At 71.1% G+C, this 15,059-nt stretch carries 11 protein-coding genes; 9 read left to right on the top strand and 2 right to left on the bottom strand.

What is annotated here, in order from left to right:
• Positions 1 to 9: 9 nt before the first annotated feature.
• From JR065_RS11380 to JR065_RS11365, 4 genes are read left to right on the top strand one after another with little or no spacing between them, the layout of a single operon-like run.
• Positions 10 to 606 carry a c-type cytochrome gene (locus tag JR065_RS11380; protein ID WP_429001860.1) on the top strand — a complete coding sequence of 199 codons (597 nt, stop codon included), beginning with the start codon at positions 10 to 12 and terminating at the stop codon, positions 604 to 606.
• Complete coding sequence (locus JR065_RS11375) at positions 603 to 1,637, top strand: beta-propeller fold lactonase family protein (protein WP_206234293.1); 1,035 nt, start codon at positions 603 to 605, stop codon at positions 1,635 to 1,637. The genes JR065_RS11380 and JR065_RS11375 overlap by 4 nt, the downstream gene beginning before the upstream one ends.
• A gap of 46 nt (positions 1,638 to 1,683) precedes the next feature.
• The gene (locus JR065_RS11370) at positions 1,684 to 2,793 is read left to right on the top strand and encodes an S-(hydroxymethyl)glutathione dehydrogenase/class III alcohol dehydrogenase (protein ID WP_206234292.1); all 1,110 of its coding nucleotides are present in this window, start codon (positions 1,684 to 1,686) and stop codon (positions 2,791 to 2,793) included.
• A 29-nt stretch (positions 2,794 to 2,822) separates the two neighbouring features.
• Positions 2,823 to 5,213: a TonB-dependent receptor gene (locus JR065_RS11365; RefSeq protein ID WP_206234291.1), complete on the top strand. Its 2,391-nt coding sequence runs from the start codon at positions 2,823 to 2,825 to the stop codon at positions 5,211 to 5,213.
• A gap of 692 nt (positions 5,214 to 5,905) precedes the next feature.
• Here the strand turns inward: JR065_RS11365 and JR065_RS11360 are convergent.
• Entirely contained in the window at positions 5,906 to 7,906 is a 2,001-nt protein-coding gene (locus tag JR065_RS11360; RefSeq protein ID WP_206234290.1) for a sigma 54-interacting transcriptional regulator, read from the bottom strand.
• Between the two features lie 496 nt (positions 7,907 to 8,402).
• Positions 8,403 to 9,335, bottom strand: coding sequence for a carbohydrate kinase family protein (locus JR065_RS11355; protein ID WP_206234288.1), 933 nt, complete (start codon positions 9,333 to 9,335; stop codon positions 8,403 to 8,405).
• Positions 9,336 to 9,594: 259 nt separating this feature from the next.
• Between JR065_RS11355 and JR065_RS11350 the strand changes: the two genes are divergently transcribed.
• The 5 genes from JR065_RS11350 to JR065_RS11330 all read left to right on the top strand — a co-directional run.
• Positions 9,595 to 10,641 carry a rod shape-determining protein gene (locus JR065_RS11350; protein WP_128419354.1) on the top strand — a complete coding sequence of 349 codons (1,047 nt, stop codon included), beginning with the start codon at positions 9,595 to 9,597 and terminating at the stop codon, positions 10,639 to 10,641.
• Positions 10,642 to 10,811: 170 nt separating this feature from the next.
• Positions 10,812 to 11,957 (top strand): rod shape-determining protein MreC, encoded by a 1,146-nt coding sequence (gene mreC, locus JR065_RS11345; protein ID WP_206234287.1) that lies wholly within the window; start codon positions 10,812 to 10,814, stop codon positions 11,955 to 11,957.
• Positions 11,954 to 12,439: a rod shape-determining protein MreD gene (mreD, locus tag JR065_RS11340; protein ID WP_206234286.1), complete on the top strand. Its 486-nt coding sequence runs from the start codon at positions 11,954 to 11,956 to the stop codon at positions 12,437 to 12,439. Before mreC ends, mreD begins: the two co-directional genes overlap by 4 nt.
• A 1-nt stretch (position 12,440) precedes the next feature.
• On the top strand, positions 12,441 to 14,501 hold the full coding sequence (gene mrdA, locus JR065_RS11335) for a penicillin-binding protein 2 (protein WP_206234285.1): 2,061 nt from the start codon (positions 12,441 to 12,443) through the stop codon (positions 14,499 to 14,501).
• Positions 14,498 to 15,059 (top strand): FtsW/RodA/SpoVE family cell cycle protein (locus tag JR065_RS11330; protein ID WP_206234283.1); only part of this gene is annotated, 562 nt, incomplete at its 3' end. The genes mrdA and JR065_RS11330, both read left to right, overlap by 4 nt.

Genomic DNA, 15,059 nt, shown 5'->3' with positions numbered 1-15,059 from the left:
GCCGTGCGCCTGCGTTCCCCACCACATCGTCAAGGAAAAGGTTTGTCCATGCGTACTGCCGTCGTCGTTCTCTCCCCCGTCGTACAGAAACACCTGCGGTTGTGCCTGCTGGCGTTGACCTGCGTGCTGGCGGCCTGCGGCAAGGAAGCGCCGGCACCGGCCGCGGCCCCTGCCGCGCCGGCCGCCGCCGCCGCACCGCCACCCGCCGCCGCGACACCCGCGCCAGCCGCCGCCCCGCCGCCGGCCGCGGCAGTGACCCCGATCCCCAAGGGACCGCCAGTGAAGGACTCGCCCGAACTGGCCGCCGAGGGCAAGAAGATCTTCCTGTCCGCCGGCTGCAGTGCCTGCCATGGCGGCACCGGCGGCGGCGGCATGTGCCCGCCGCTGACCAACGACGTGTGGGTCTACGGCGGCGACGACGACACCCTGCGCGTGCTGATCGACGAAGGCACCGCCGGCATGACCGCGCACGGCAAGGTGCGCGTCGGCCACGAGAACGTGGTCGGGCAGATGCCGCCGTTCGCGCCGGTGCTGAAGGAAGGCGACACCGAGAAGCTGCTGGCCTTCATCCATTCGATCAAGAAGACCGCAGGCAAGGCGCCATGACCGGATGGGCCAGGCGGATGTGCGGTGCGCTCGCGGCGGCGGCGCTGCTGGCCGCCGGCGCCTGCCAGCGCGCGCCTGCGCCCGCGGACGGCGCGGCGACCGCATCGGCGCCGGCAGCATCCGCAGCGCCCGCGACGCCGGTATTGGCCTACGTGCCCAACCAGCGCAGCGGCACCATCTCGGTGATCGACACCGCCCAGGATGCGGTGGTGCGCACGCTGTCCGGGCAGGGCCAGCTGGGCAAGCGGCTGCAGCAGATCGTGCCGGGCCCGGGCGGGCACCTGTACGTGATCGACGCCCAGGGCCATCGGCTGCTCGAGCTGGACGTGGCCCAGGACCGGGTGCTGCGCAGCGTGGACATCGGCGAGAACGCCGAAGGCATCGCGGTGTCGCCGCGCGGCGACCAGTTCGCGATCTGCGTGGAAGGACAGAACCAAGTGATGCTGATCGACCCGCGCAGCTTCGCCATCGGCGCGCACATTGCCACCCAGGGCCAGGCGCCGGAGCACTGCCTGTACACGCCCGACGGCGCCTGGCTGCTGACCAGCAACGAAGCCTCCAGCGACCTGGACGTGATCGACCTGAAGGCGGGGCGTTCCAGCGGGGTCATCGCCACCAGCGGGCACCCGCGCGGCATGGCGTTCGCGCCGGACGGCAACACCGTCTACGTAGCGCAGGAATCGGCGCACGTGGTCGACGTGATCGACCTGGTCGCGCGCCGCCGCGTGGCCAGCATCCCGGCCGGGCAGCGCACCGCCGGGCTGACCATTTCCAGCGACGGCCGCCGCATCTACGCCTCCAACGGCGGCGCCGGCACGGTCAGCGTGATCGATCCGGCCGCGCGCGCCACGCTCGGCGAGATCGCGGTGGGACAGCGGCCGTGGAACCCGGCGCTGACCCCGGACGGAAAGAAACTCTATGTGGCCAACGGCCGCTCCAACAGCGTGAGCGTGATCGACACGGCCACGATGAAGGAACTCAAGCAGATCGCGGTGGGCGACATGCCCTGGGGTGTGGTCATCGCGCGGTAGGGCAGGGCCGCATGGGGCGGTGCGATGTGACGTGGGGAGGCGGACGATGAAGACGCGAGCCGCGGTCGCCTGGGCGGCAAACCAGCCGCTGGCGATCGAGGAAGTGGACCTGCAGCCGCCGAAGCCGGGCGAGGTGCTGGTGCGGCTGGTCGCCAGCGGCGTCTGCCACAGCGATGCCAGCACCCTGTCCGGGGCCGACCCGGATGCGGCGTTCCCGGTGATCCTGGGCCAGGAGGGCGCCGGCGTGGTCGAGGAGGTCGGCGTCGGCGTCACCAGCGTGCGCCCGGGCGACCACGTGATCCCGCTGTACATGCCCGAGTGCGGCGTGTGCAAGTTCTGCCGCTCCGGACGCACCAACCTGTGCCAGGCGATCCGCGCCAGCCAGGACCGCGGGCTGATGCCCGACGGCAGCAGCCGTTTCTCGCTGCGCGGGCGGCCGATCCTGCACTACATGGGCACCAGCACCTTCGCCGAATACACGGTGCTGCCGGAGATCGCGGTGGCCAAGATCCACCCGGCCGCGCCGCTGGACAAGGTGTGCCTGCTCGGCTGCACCGTCACCACCGGCATCGGCGCGGTGCTCAACACCGCGCGCGTGCGCCCGGGCGAGAGCGTGGCGGTGTTCGGCCTGGGCGGCATCGGCCTGTCGGTGGTGCAGGGCGCGGTGATGGCGCGCGCCGAACGCATCATCGTGGTCGACATCAATCGCGACAAGTTCGAGCTGGCGCGCGCGCTGGGCGCCACCGACTGCCTGGACCCGAAGGACTACGGCGCGCCGGTGCAGCAGGTGATCGTGGACCTGACCGACGGCGGCGCCGACCACAGCTTCGAGTGCGTCGGCGACGTGCGCGCGATGCGCGCGGCGCTGGAGTGCTGCCACAAGGGCTGGGGCCAGAGCATCATCATCGGCGTGGCGCCGAGCGCCCAGGAGATCCGCACGCGGCCGTTCCAGCTGGTCACCGGGCGCGCGTGGCGCGGCAGCGCCTTCGGCGGGGTGAAGGGGCGCAGCGAGCTGCCCGGCTACGTCGAGCGCTACCTGGGCGGGGAGATCCGCATCGACGAGCTGATCAGCGAGACGCTGCCGCTGCAGGACATCAACCGCGCCTTCGATTCGATGCGCGAGGGCCGGGGCATCAAGTCGATCGTGCTTTATTGAACAGCATGCCGTACCGACAAGGAGGACACATGCGTGCAATTCCACCGCGTGCCGCGGCGAACGCCTCGGCGATCGCCATCGCCATCGCCGCAGCGCTCGCGGCAGCGCCCGCCGCGGCGCAGACCACGGTCAACGCCGACGATGCCCAGGTCACGCTGCTGGACCGGGTCGAGGTCACCGCCACGCCGATCCCCGGCACGCTGATCGACGCCGACCAGCTGCCGTACACCGTGCAGTCGGCCACCGCCGAGGACATCGGGCGCGCGCAGGCCGGCAACCTCACCGAGTTCATGGTGCGGCAGCTCAACGGCGTGGACACCAACGAGGTGCAGGGCAGCCCATTCCAGGCCGACATCACCTTCCGCGGCTTCCGCGCCTCGGCGCTGCCCGGCGCCTCGCAAGGCCTGTCGGTGTACCTGGACGGGGTGCGCATGAACGAACCGTTCGCCGACATCGTCAGCTGGGACATGATGCCGGAGGCGGCGATCCGCAGCGTCACCCTGATGCCCGGCTCCAATCCGCTGTTCGGCCCGAACACGCTGGGCGGCGCGCTGGCCTTCGCCACCCAGTCGGGCATCACCGCGCCGGGGGTGCGCGCCGAGGTCTCGTTCGGCAGCAACGAGCGCAAGCGCCTGGACGCCTCCTACGGCTACGCTGGCGCCGACGGACTGCATGCCTTCGTCGCGGTCACCGGCTTCGACGAGGACGGCTGGCGCGACGCGTCCGAAGGCCGCCTGGGCACGCTGTTCGCCAAGGCCGGGCGGCAGGGCGAGCGCACCGACTGGGACCTGTCGCTGCTGCACGGCCGCAGCAAGCTGATCGGCAACGGCCTGCTGCCGAGCGGCCGCTATACCGACGAGGGCATCGAGCCGGGCCTGTACGAGGACGACCGGCGCGCGGTCTACACCTCGCCCGACCTCACCCGCAACCGCAACACGCTGCTGACCTGGCAGCTGGACCACCGCCTCGACGCCGACACCGCGCTGCACGTGCTCGCCTACCACCGCGAAGGCCGCCGCGACACGGTCAACGGCGACATCAACGAGGACTACGAGGAATTCGTCGAGGAGTGCGCCGGCGGCTACGCCGACGACGGCACGCCGCTGGACGCCGATTGCGATGTCGAGCGCGACGAGGCCGACGCCGTGCACAGTGGCGTGCTCAACACCACGCAGATGCGCCAGCACGCGCAGGGCGTGGCGCTGAACCTGAGCCGCCATGCCGGCGCGCACCAGATCAGCGTCGGCGCCACCTACGACCGCAACCGGGTGCGGTACCGCCAGTACGAACAGGAAGGCTGGGTGCAGGACGACCGCTCGATCGCCGCCGATGCCGACGAGGAGCGCGAGTTCTTCTCCGGCGTCAGCGGCCGCAGCAGCACCCTGGGCGTGTTCGCCAGCGACACCTGGGAGCTGAGCCAGGCCACCCACGTCACCGCGTCGCTGCGCTGGAACCGGGTCGAGGTCAGCAACGTGCTGTCCACCGCCGAAGACGGCGCGCGGCCGAGCGAGCGCTTCGTGTTCGCCAAGGCCAACCCGTCGCTGGGCCTGACCCAGCGGCTGGGCGCCGGCGTCACCGCGTTCGCCTCGGCCTCGCAGAACAGCCGCGCGCCGACCGCGATCGAGCTGGGTTGCGCCGATCCGGAGCAGCCGTGCCGGCTGCCGACCGGGCTGCAGGCCGATCCGCGCCTGGAGCAGATCGTCTCGCGCACCTACGAAGTGGGGCTGCGCTGGAACCCGTCGCCGACCCAGGCGATGAACGCCTCGCTGTACCGCGCCGACAACCGCAACGACATCCTGTTCCTGCGCGCGCCCAACACCCAGCTGGGCTATTTCGACAACGTCGACCGTACCCGCTACCAGGGCGCGGAGCTGAACTACCGCACCGCCAGCGGGCCGCTGCGCTGGTTCGCCAGCTACAGCTACCTCGACGCGACCTACCGCAGCGACGGCGAACTGCTGTCCGGCGAGCGCGCCATCGCGTTGCGGCCGGGCATGCGCATCGCCGGGCTGCCGCGCAACACGCTGAAACTGGGGCTGGAATGGCAGGCGTCGCCGGCGCTGGCGCTGGGCGCGGACCTGCGCGCGGTGTCGCGGCGCGTGGCCAGCGGCAACGAGGACGGCCTGGTGGAGAACCCGGAGGACGGCGAGGAACTGCAGCGCCACGACCTGGCCACCGGCGGCTATGCGCTGGTGGACGCGCACGGCAGCTGGCGGCTGGCCGACGGGCTGACGCTGTACCTGCGGGTGAGCAACCTGTTCGACCGCCGCTACGAGACCTATGCGGCGATCGCCGAGGACCTTTTCCCCGATGGCGAACTGGCGCGGCCGCAGGACGCGGCGGTCGAGGATGGCCCGTCGCGCTTCGTCGCCCCGGGCGCGCCACGGCAGTACCAGGTGGGACTGCGCTGGCAGTTCTAGGCCGGCCGTCAGCGGCATGGACTTCGAACGCGGGTCGATGCTTGGCGAACGGCCGGTGCGCCAGGCCGCGGCTTTTCCCAGGAACAGCGCGGGTGGCCCGGGCCATCGGCCGCGACACCGAAGCCGGAAAAGGCATCGGACATCGGCAGCAGTCGGGACTGAAGTCCCTCCCACAACAGCCGCGAATGGGCACCACCACGCCAGGCGCCGGCTCTTCTGTAGGAGCGGCTTCAGCCGCGACCCCGAAGCCGGCAAAGGCACCGGACATCGGCAGCAGCCGGGACCGAAGCCCCTTCCACAACAGCGCGCGATGAGCACCGCCGCGCCAGCGCCGGCTCTTCTGTAGGAGCGGCTTCAGCCGCGACACCGAAGCCGGAAAGGCAATCGGACATTGGCAGCAGTCGGGACCGAAGTCCCTCCCACAACAACCGCGCGAATGGGCATCGCCGCGCCAGGCGCCGGCTCGTCTGTAGGCGCGGCTTTAGCCACGACACCGAAGCCGGAAAGGCCTCGGACATCGGCAGTAGTCGGAACTGAAGTCCCTCCCATAACAGCTGCGCGAATGGGCACCACCGCGCCAGCGCAAGCTCTTCTGTAGGAGCGGCTTCAGCCGCGATCCTGAAGCCGAAGCCTCCCCGCCTTGGTGTCGCGGCTGAAGCCGCTCCTACAGAGGAGGCTTCCGGCGATCGGCGTCAGGCCGTCGCCAGGCCGTGCTTGCGCAGCTTGCGGTACAGCGTGTTGCGGCTGATGCCCAGCGCGTCGGCGGTTCGGCTGACGTTCCAGCGGTGCCGTTCCAGCTGCTGCTGCAGCACGCTGCGCTCGGCGCTGTCCAGCGCGGCGCGCCCGGGCATGTCGTCGGCGGCGACCGCGTCGCCGTCGACCAGGCACGGCCCGCTGCCGGCGTCGACGATCTCCTGCGGCAGGTTGGAGATGCGGATCAGGCCGTCGCTGCACAGCACCGCGGCGGTGCGCAGCACGTTGCGCAGCTGGCGCAGGTTGCCCGGCCAGGCGTAGCTGAGCAGCTTGTGCAGCGCGTCCTCGCTGATGCGCACATGGCGCTCGCCGCTTTCCTCGCGCAGCAGCGTGCGGATCAGCTCGGCCTTGTCGCTGCGCTCGCGCAGCGGCGGCAGGTGCAGCACCACGCCGTTGAGCCGGTAGTACAGGTCCTCGCGGAACTCGCCCGCGGCCACCATCTGCGCCAGGTCGCGGTGGCTGGCGCTGATCACGTGCAGCTCCAGCGGCACCGCGCGCTCGCTGCCCAGCGGGGTCACGCTCTGCTCCTCCAGCACGCGCAGCAGCCGGGTCTGCAGCGGCAGCGGCATGTCGCCGATCTCGTCCAGGAACAAGGTGCCGCCGCTGGCCTGCAGCAGCTTGCCGTGGCGGCCCTCGCGCGCGGCATCCGTGAACGCGCCGCGCGCGTAGCCGAACAGCTCGCTCTCGATCAGCGCCTCGGGAATCGCCGCGCAGTTGACCGCGACGAACGCGCGCCCGGCCCACGGCGAGCCGCGATGCACCGCCTTGGCGAACTCCTCCTTGCCGGTGCCGGTGGCGCCGCGCAGCAGGATCGAGACGCGGTGCGCGGCCAGCTTCAGCGCATTGTCCAGGTTGTGGCGCATGCGCGGGTCCGAGCCGACATGTTCGCGCGCATGCGGCGCGTCCTCGTCGGCGTGCGCGGCCGCCGGCGCATGCGGCGCGTGGCCGCCGGCCGCGGCCGTGGACTGCCGTGGCGGCTGCGCCAGGGCGAAGAAGCGGCGCCCGTGGCAGGCGCAGCGGATCGACCACAAGGTGCTGGCGTCGTTGCGCGCGCGCTGCTCGACGGTATCGAAGTCCAGCTGCATCACCTGCGAGATGTCGCGGCCCACCAGCAGGCTGCGGTCGGCCTTGCCCAGCTGCTCCAGCGCCGCTTCGTTGGCCGCCAGCACGCGCCCGTCGCCGCCGATCGCCATCAGGCCTTCGTGCAGCAGGCCGGCGAACTCCGGGCGGCTGTGGAAGCGCAGGATCCACGCGTGGCGGAATTCGTTGAGGAAGTGCGAGCGCGCGATCTGCGCGGCCGACATCGCCACCAGCGCGCTGGTGTGGCGCTGCACCAGCTTGGTGTCGCGCGCGTCCGGCGTGGTCGCATCCAGCACCGCGAGCAGCTGGCCGTGCGGATCGAGGATCGGCGCGCCGCTGCACGACAGCGGCAGGTGCCGGGCCAGGTAGTGCTCGCCGCGGTGCACGTTGACCGCGCTGCGTTCCACCACGCAGGTACCGATGCCGTTGGTGCCTTGGTAGCGCTCGGCCCAGCTGGCGCCGCAGAACAGCCCGGCCTCGCGGAATTCGCGCAGCAGCGTCGGGTCCTGCATGCTGTGCAGCACCGTGGCCTCGGCGTCGGCGAACACCACCGCATAGCCGCTGCCGGCGATCTGCTCGTAGAGGTTCTCCATCTCCACCTTGGCGATGCGCAGCAGCTCGTCCAGCCGCTGCTGGCGCTCGCGCAGCCCGCTGCCGTCGTGTACCAGCGGCCGCGGCGTGGCCTCCGGGTTCAGTCCGTATTCGTCCAGGCAGCGCTGCCAGGAGCGCGCCAGCACCGGCGGCAGCGGCTCGATATCGCGGTAGCGGCGCATCCGCGCCAGCAGCGCAGGTTCAACGAGGCTCTCGGTCGACGCCGTGGCGGCGGCGTGCAAGAGGTTGGCAACTGTGGACTCCGACACGGCGGCACCCCTCGACCCCCATGGCAGGGATCAGGTCATCAGTGACGCACAATCGCGCGGTCTGCTCAAACCGCAGTGCAGCAAAAGGCGGGATTTTGGGATCGAGGGTCCTGGATTGGCAGGAGCGGCGTTCCGGGGCGGGGATCCGCCAGGGGCCGGCGGAAGGGAAAAACCCGCGAACTGCGCCGTTCTCCGCGCAACTACCGCCCCGGACCTCCGTTGAGCGGAGCCGGCTCCCCGTTTCCGGCTTGGATCGGCACCGGGCAGCGGCAAGCGCGGCTTCCCGTGACGGCACCTTCCGCCTCCCGCCCCGGCCGGCCCCCCAGCCTAAACGGCGGGCCACCGCGCGGCCCCCGTGGCGGCACGCCCTGCCAGGCTCTGGCAAGCCGCCCCTGGCCCAAACGAAAAAACCGCTCAACCGCGCGGTTCTCCGTGGAATTACAGCGCCAGGCCCCGGCTTTTGCGAATCCCGAAGCCCGCTTTCCCGATCCCGGCCCTACAACGCATACCCGAACTGCTGCTTGAACTGCTCGCTGAACTCGGCGAAGTCGAAGCGCTGGTTCTGGGTGCCGGGGTGCTCGACCTTCAGCGCTCCCATCAGGTTGCCCATGCGCCCGGTGGTGATCCAGTCGTAGCCGTTCATGATCCCGTAGATCAGCCCGGCGCGGAACGCGTCGCCGCAGCCGGTCGGGTCGACCACCCGGCGCTCGTGCGCCGGCGGGATGTCGTAGGTCTTCTCGGGGGTGTGCAGCAGCGCGCCCTTCGGGCCCTGGGTGGTGATGTAGGCCTGCACCCGCTGCACGATGTCCTTCTCGTCCCAGCCGGTGCGCTCCTGCAGCAGGTTGGACTCGTAGTCGTTGACCACCACGTAGTCGGCCTGTTCGATGAACTGGCGCAGCTCCGGGCCGTTGAACAGCGGCATCGCCTGGCCGGGGTCGAAGATGAAGGGGATGCCGCCGGCGGCGAATTCCTCGGCGTTCTGCAGCATGCCCTCGCGCCCGTCCGGGCCGACCAGGCCCAGGGTCACCCCGGGCACGTCCTTCACATGGTTCTCGTAGCTGCGCATCATCGCGCCGGGATGGAACGCGGTGATCTGGTTGTTGTCGTGGTCGGTGGTGATGAACGCCTGCGGGGTGAACAGCTCCTCGATCACCTTCACCTGCGACAGGTCGATGCCCAGCGACTCGAAATGCTCGCGGTACGGCCCGAAATCCTGGCCCACGGTACCCATCGGGATCGGCTTGCCGCCCAGCAGGTGCAGGTTGTAGGCGATGTTGCCGGCGCAGCCGCCGAACTCGCGGCGCATCCGCGGCACCAGGAACGACACGTTCAGGATGTGCACCTTGTCCGGCAGGATATGGTTCTTGAACTGGTCCGGGAACACCATGATGGTGTCGAAAGCGAGGGAACCACAGATCAGTGCGGACATCGGGCAGGCCTTGGCGGAGGGAGGATCCCGCGCGGCGGCGGGCGGTTGCGGGGTCGCCGCGGCGCAAAGGGTAACGGCTGCGGCCGGGCAGGGCCAGAACCGCGGCGTGCGGCGCCGCCCATTCATCGCCGGAAAGTGCGGTTTTAGCGAGAATTTTCCTTGCCCGCACCCAGGTGGGTTGCTAGGCTAGCGGACTTCGTTTCTGCCCATTTTTTCGCCATTCGGCGGCGGGCGCGCGCTTCCCAGGACACAATCCCTGATGTTCAAGAAACTCCGCGGCATGTTCTCCAACGACCTGTCCATCGACCTGGGCACGGCCAACACCCTCATCTACGTGCGCGGCCAGGGAATCGTGTTGAACGAACCGTCGGTGGTCGCGGTGCGCCAGGATCGCGCGATCGGCGGCACCCGCTCGGTGGCCGCGGTCGGCGCGGAGGCCAAGCAGATGCTCGGCCGCACCCCCGGCCACATCACCACCATCCGCCCGATGAAGGACGGCGTCATCGCCGACTTCACCTACACCGAGGCGATGCTGAAGCACTTCATCAAGAAGGTGCACAAGTCGCGCTTCCTGCGCCCGAGCCCGCGCGTGCTGGTGTGCGTGCCGGCCGGCTCGACCCAGGTCGAGCGCCGCGCGATCAAGGAATCGGCCGAGGAGGCCGGCGCGCGCGACGTGTACCTGATCGAGGAGCCGATGGCCGCGGCGATCGGCGCCGGCATGCCGGTCACCGAGGCGCGCGGCTCGATGGTCATCGACATCGGCGGCGGTACCACCGAGGTGGCGGTGATCTCGCTCAACGGCATCGTCTATTCGCAGTCGGTGCGCATCGGCGGCGACCGCTTCGACGAGTCGATCACCAACTACGTGCGCCGCAACCACGGCATGCTGATCGGCGAGGCCACCGCCGAGCGGATCAAGCTGGAGATCGGCTGCGCCTACCCGCAGGCCGAGGTGCAGGAGATGGAGATCTCCGGGCGCAACCTGGCCGAGGGCGTGCCGAAGATGATCAAGATCAACTCCAACGAGGTGCTCGAGGCGCTGCACGAGCCGCTGTCGGGCATCGTCTCGGCGGTCAAGCTGGCGCTGGAGCAGACCCCGCCGGAGCTGTGCGCCGACGTGGCCGAGCGCGGCATCGTGCTGACCGGCGGCGGCGCGCTGCTGCGCGACCTGGACCGGCTGATCTCCGAGGAGACCGGCCTGCACGTGCAGGTGGCCGACGATCCGCTGACCTGCGTGGCCCGCGGCGGCGGCCGCGCGCTGGAGCTGGTGGACATGCACGGCAACGAGTTCTTCGCGCCGGAGTGATGGCCAGGCCGGGAATCGGGATTCGGGAATGGGGAGTCGAACCGCCCATCCGCACCGATATTCCCGGCCCCGCGTGCGCTGCCGTGCCTGCGCCCGGGCCTGATCGACCCGGAATCGCGCCGTTGGTTTCCGATTCCCCCTTCCCGCTTCCCCCTTCCCGGCTCTAGCCCGTGCCTCCCTACGCCGGTCCTCCCGTCACCACCCGCCCGGGCGAAGCCGCCAGCACCCCGCGGTTGCTGGCGTACCTGGCGCTGGCGCTGGTCCTGATCGTGCTCGACGACCAGGCCGGCTGGCTGGCGCGGCTGCGCAGCCAGGCCAACCTGCTGGTGCAGCCGGTCTGGGCGCTGGCCGGGCTGCCGGGCCGGCTCGGCTCGCAGGTGCAGGAGAACGCCGCCAGCCACGCGCAGCTGGTCAAGGAGAACCGCAACCTGCGCAACCAGCTGCTGATCGCCAATGCGCGCCTGACCCGGCTGCAGACCGCCGCGCTGGACAACGCGCAGCTGCGCGAACTGCTCGGCGTGGCCGAGCGCCGCGGCCTGGACGTGCAGCTGGCGCCGATCCTGGACATCGACCTGGACCCGACCCGGCAGCGGCTGGTGCTCGACGCCGGCAGCCGCGACGGGGTGCGCGTCGGCCAGGCGGTGATCGACGCCGGCGGGCTGATGGGGCAGGTGATCGAGGTGACCCCGCTGCATTCGACCGTGCTGCTGCTGACCGACCCGGACCACGCGGTGCCGGTGACGGTGGCGCGCAACGGCGTGCGCCTGATCGTCTACGGCCGCGGCGACACCCTGGAACTGCGCGACGTGCCGCTCAGCGCCGGGGTCCAGGTCGGCGACGAGATCGTCACCTCCGGCCTGGGCGGACGCTTCCCGGCCGGATTTCCGGTCGGCACCGTGTCGGCGCTGCGCCCGGACGACACCCACGCCTTCCTGGTCGGCGCGCTGAAACCGGCGGCCAAGCTGGATCGCGGGCGGGATGTGTTGCTGTTGAAGCCGGGACTCGGGACTCGGGACTCGGGACTCGGACAGTCGGGGCGGCCGGGACCGGGGACCGGGGACCGGGGACCGGGACAGCCGGGAGAATCGGGACCAGGGACCGGGGACCAGGGACCCGGTAGCAGCAACAGCAATGCGACGCATGGGCCGGCTCAAGGGCGCGGTTCTGCGTCCGTTGCTGCGCCGGCGGCCGGCCCGGTATCCGACCGGGCCTCCGTTCCTGACCGGATCCCCGGTCCCCGGTCCCCGGTCCCGACGCCTGACCGAGTCCCGAGTCCCCAGTCCCGAGTCCCGGCGACGCCACAGGAGCCACAATGAGCCGCCTGCGCAACAAAGGCTGGGTGCTGCCGGTCAGCGTGATCCTGGCGCTGCTGCTCGGGCTGCTGCCGTTGCCGTTGCTGCTGCAGCCGCTGCGTCCGTACTGGCTGGCGCTGGTGGTGGCGTACTGGGTGATCGAGACCCCGGACAAGGTCGGGCTGGGTTTCGCCTTCGCCGTGGGCGTGTGCGCCGACCTGCTGTACGGCGGCGTGCTCGGCGAGCAGGCGCTGCGGCTGGTGATCCTGGGCTTCATCCTGCAACGCTTCCGCGCGCGCATCCGCTTCTTCCCGATGTCGCAGCAGGCGCTGGCGATCGGCGGGCTGCTGGTCAACGACCGCATCGTCGCCGCGGCGGTGCACCTGGCGGTGGGCGAGCCGACCCTGCCGTGGAACTACTGGTGGGCGCCGCTGCTGGGCATGGCGCTGTGGCCGCCGCTGTTCGTGCTGCTCGACGCGCTGCGGCTGGGCCGGCGGAGCAAGTAGCATGGCCCTGCACACGCGCCGCCCGGCGAAGAACCCGCATGCCGAGGCCGAACAGTTCCGGCGCCGCGCGGTGCTCGGCTTCGTCGTCGTGCTGCTCGCGCTGATCGGCCTGGCCGGCTGGTATTTCAAGCTGCAGGTGCTCGACCACGACGTCTACGCCACGCGCTCGGAGGCCAACCGGATCAAGCCGCGGCCGGTGGTGCCCGGGCGCGGCATGATCTACGACCGCAACGGCCGCCTGCTGGCCGAGAACGTGCCCGCGTTCCGGCTCGACGTGACCCCGGACAAGGTCGCCGACATGAACGCGATGCTGGCCGAGCTGGGCAAGATCATCGAACTGGCGCCGGAAGACGTCGAGCGCTTCCAGGCCGCGCGCAAGGCCAGCCGCAGCTTCCGCCCGATCACGCTGAAGCTGCGGGTCAGCGAGGAGGAGCGCGCGCGCTTCGCGGTGGACCGCTGGCGCTTCCCGGGCGTGGAGCTGGAGCCGTACCTGACCCGCCACTACCCGTACGGCGAGCTGTTCGCGCACATCATCGGCTACGTCGGCCGCATCGACGAGAAGGACCTGGAGACGCTGGGCGAGGGCAACGCGGCGCTGACCCATATCGGCAAGTCGGGGCTGGAGCGCTACTACGAGGAGATCCTGCGCGGCAAGGTCGGCTACGAGCAGGTCGAGACCAACGTGCAGGGCCGCGCGATCCGCACCGTCGGCCGGGTGCCGGCGCAGTCCGGCGCCGACCTGCGCCTGTCGATCGACGCCGACCTGCAGCGCGCGATGGTCGCCGCGTTCGGCCAGTACCAGGGCGCGGCGGTGGCGATGGACCCGCGCAGCGGCGAGATCCTGGCGATGGTCAGCCTGCCCAGCTACGACCCCAACCTGTTCGTCAACGGCATCTCGCATACCGACTTCAAGGCGCTCAACGACGATCCGTCGCGGCCGCAGTTCAACCGCCTGGTGCTGGGCGGGGTGGCGCCGGGCTCCACGCTCAAGCCGCTGATCGCCCTGGCCGGCCTGGACAGCGGCGTGCGCCGGCCCGAGGACCGGACGCTGTCCACCGGCATGTTCTACCTGCCCGGGGTCAGCCGCGGCTGGGGCGATTCGCACCGCGGCGGCCACGGCTGGACCGACCTGCGCAAGTCCATCGCGCAATCGGTGAACACCTACTACTACAAGCTGGCGCTGGACCTGGGCATCGACCGCTTCGACAACTACATGCACAAGTACGGCCTCGGCGAGCCGACCGGCATCGACCTGGTCGGCGAGATCGGCGGCATCCTGCCGTCGCCGGGCTACAAGATGAAATCGCGCAAGGAGCGCTGGTACCCGGGCGACACGGTCAACGTGGCGATCGGCCAGGGCGACTGGAAGGTGACGCCGCTGCAGCTGGTGCGCGGGGTGTCGGGCATCGCCAACGGCCAGTTGCGGCGCCCGCACCTGGTGATGCAGCAGCGCACCGGCTTCGACAGCGCCTGGCAGCCGCTGCCGCAGCCGCCGGGCACGCCGATCAGCGACAGGCCGGACAACCTGCAGGCGGTGCGCGAAGGCATGATGGACACCATGCGGCCCGGCGGCACCGGCTATTCGGTGACGACCGGCGCCCCGTACCTGATGGCCGGCAAGACCGGCACCGCGCAGGTGGTCAGCCGCCGCGGCGTGTCGGCGGTCGACCCGCGCTCGTTGCCGATGCACCTGCGCCACCGCGCGCTGTTCGTCGGTTTCGCCCCTGCCGACAACCCGACCATCGCGGTGGCGGTGGCGGTGGAAGGCGGCGGCTACGGAACCAGTTCGGCCGCGCCGCTGGCGCGCAAGATCTTCGACGCCTGGCTGCTCGGGCGGCTGCCGCCCGGCGTCGAGCCGCTGGACAGCCTGCGCGGCGCCACCGCGTTCGGCGGCAACCTGTACTACGCCGAGGACCCGGCCGCGCGCAGCGCCGGCGACGCGGCCGCGCTGGAGGCCGGCGAGCGGCCGGTGCTGGTCGGCCCGGTGGAAGTGGCCGCCGGCACGGTGCCGGTGCCGGACGCGCCGCCGCCGATCCCCGACGAGATCCCGGCGGACCTATGAAGGACTTCCTGCGCTGGCTGGCCGACATCGGCGGCCGTTTCGCCCGCACCCTCGACTGGCCGCTGTGCCTGGCGCTGGGCGCGCTGATGGCGATCGGCCTGGCGGTGCTCAAGAGCGCCGGCGGCAACCATCTGGTGATGGCGCAGGGCGTGCGCTTCGCGATCGGCGCGGCGGCGATGTGGGGCCTGTCGCGGGTGTCGGCGCTGCGCCTGCGCGCGTGGACGCCGCTGGTGTACGCGCTGTCGATGCTGCCGTTGCTGGCGGTGTTCGCGCTGGGCACCGGCAAGTACGGCCGGCAGTGGCTGGACCTGAAGGTGTTCTACCTGCAACCGGCCGAACTGCTGAAGATCAGCCTGCCGATGATGGTCGCCTGGTACCTGCACCGGGTGCCGCTGCCGCCGCGCGTGCCCACGGTGCTGGTCAGCGGCGTGATCATCGGCATCCCCACCGCGCTGATCATGCTGCAGCCGGACTTCGGCACCGGCGTGCTGATCGCCGCCAGCGGCGCGTTCGCGCTGCTGCTGGCCGGGCTGCCGTGGTGGTGGGTGGGGGTGGGCG

The sequence above is a fragment of the Xanthomonas sp. genome (assembly GCF_017163755.1).
Lineage (GTDB): Bacteria > Pseudomonadota > Gammaproteobacteria > Xanthomonadales > Xanthomonadaceae > Xanthomonas_A.
This window is presented reverse-complemented; position numbering and strand designations above follow the sequence as displayed.

Bases quoted from the DNA above. Each gene is read 5' to 3' on its own strand.
- JR065_RS11375 (WP_206234293.1), top strand. From the start codon at position 603: ATGACCGGATGGGCCAGGCGGATGTGCGGTGCGCTCGCGGCGGCGGCG.
- JR065_RS11370 (WP_206234292.1), top strand. From the start codon at position 1,684: ATGAAGACGCGAGCCGCGGTCGCCTGGGCGGCAAACCAGCCGCTGGCG.
- JR065_RS11365 (WP_206234291.1), top strand. From the start codon at position 2,823: ATGCGTGCAATTCCACCGCGTGCCGCGGCGAACGCCTCGGCGATCGCC.
- JR065_RS11355 (WP_206234288.1), bottom strand. From the start codon at position 9,335: ATGTCCGCACTGATCTGTGGTTCCCTCGCTTTCGACACCATCATGGTG.
- JR065_RS11350 (WP_128419354.1), top strand. From the start codon at position 9,595: ATGTTCAAGAAACTCCGCGGCATGTTCTCCAACGACCTGTCCATCGAC.
- mreD (WP_206234286.1), top strand. From the start codon at position 11,954: ATGAGCCGCCTGCGCAACAAAGGCTGGGTGCTGCCGGTCAGCGTGATC.
- mrdA (WP_206234285.1), top strand. From the start codon at position 12,441: ATGGCCCTGCACACGCGCCGCCCGGCGAAGAACCCGCATGCCGAGGCC.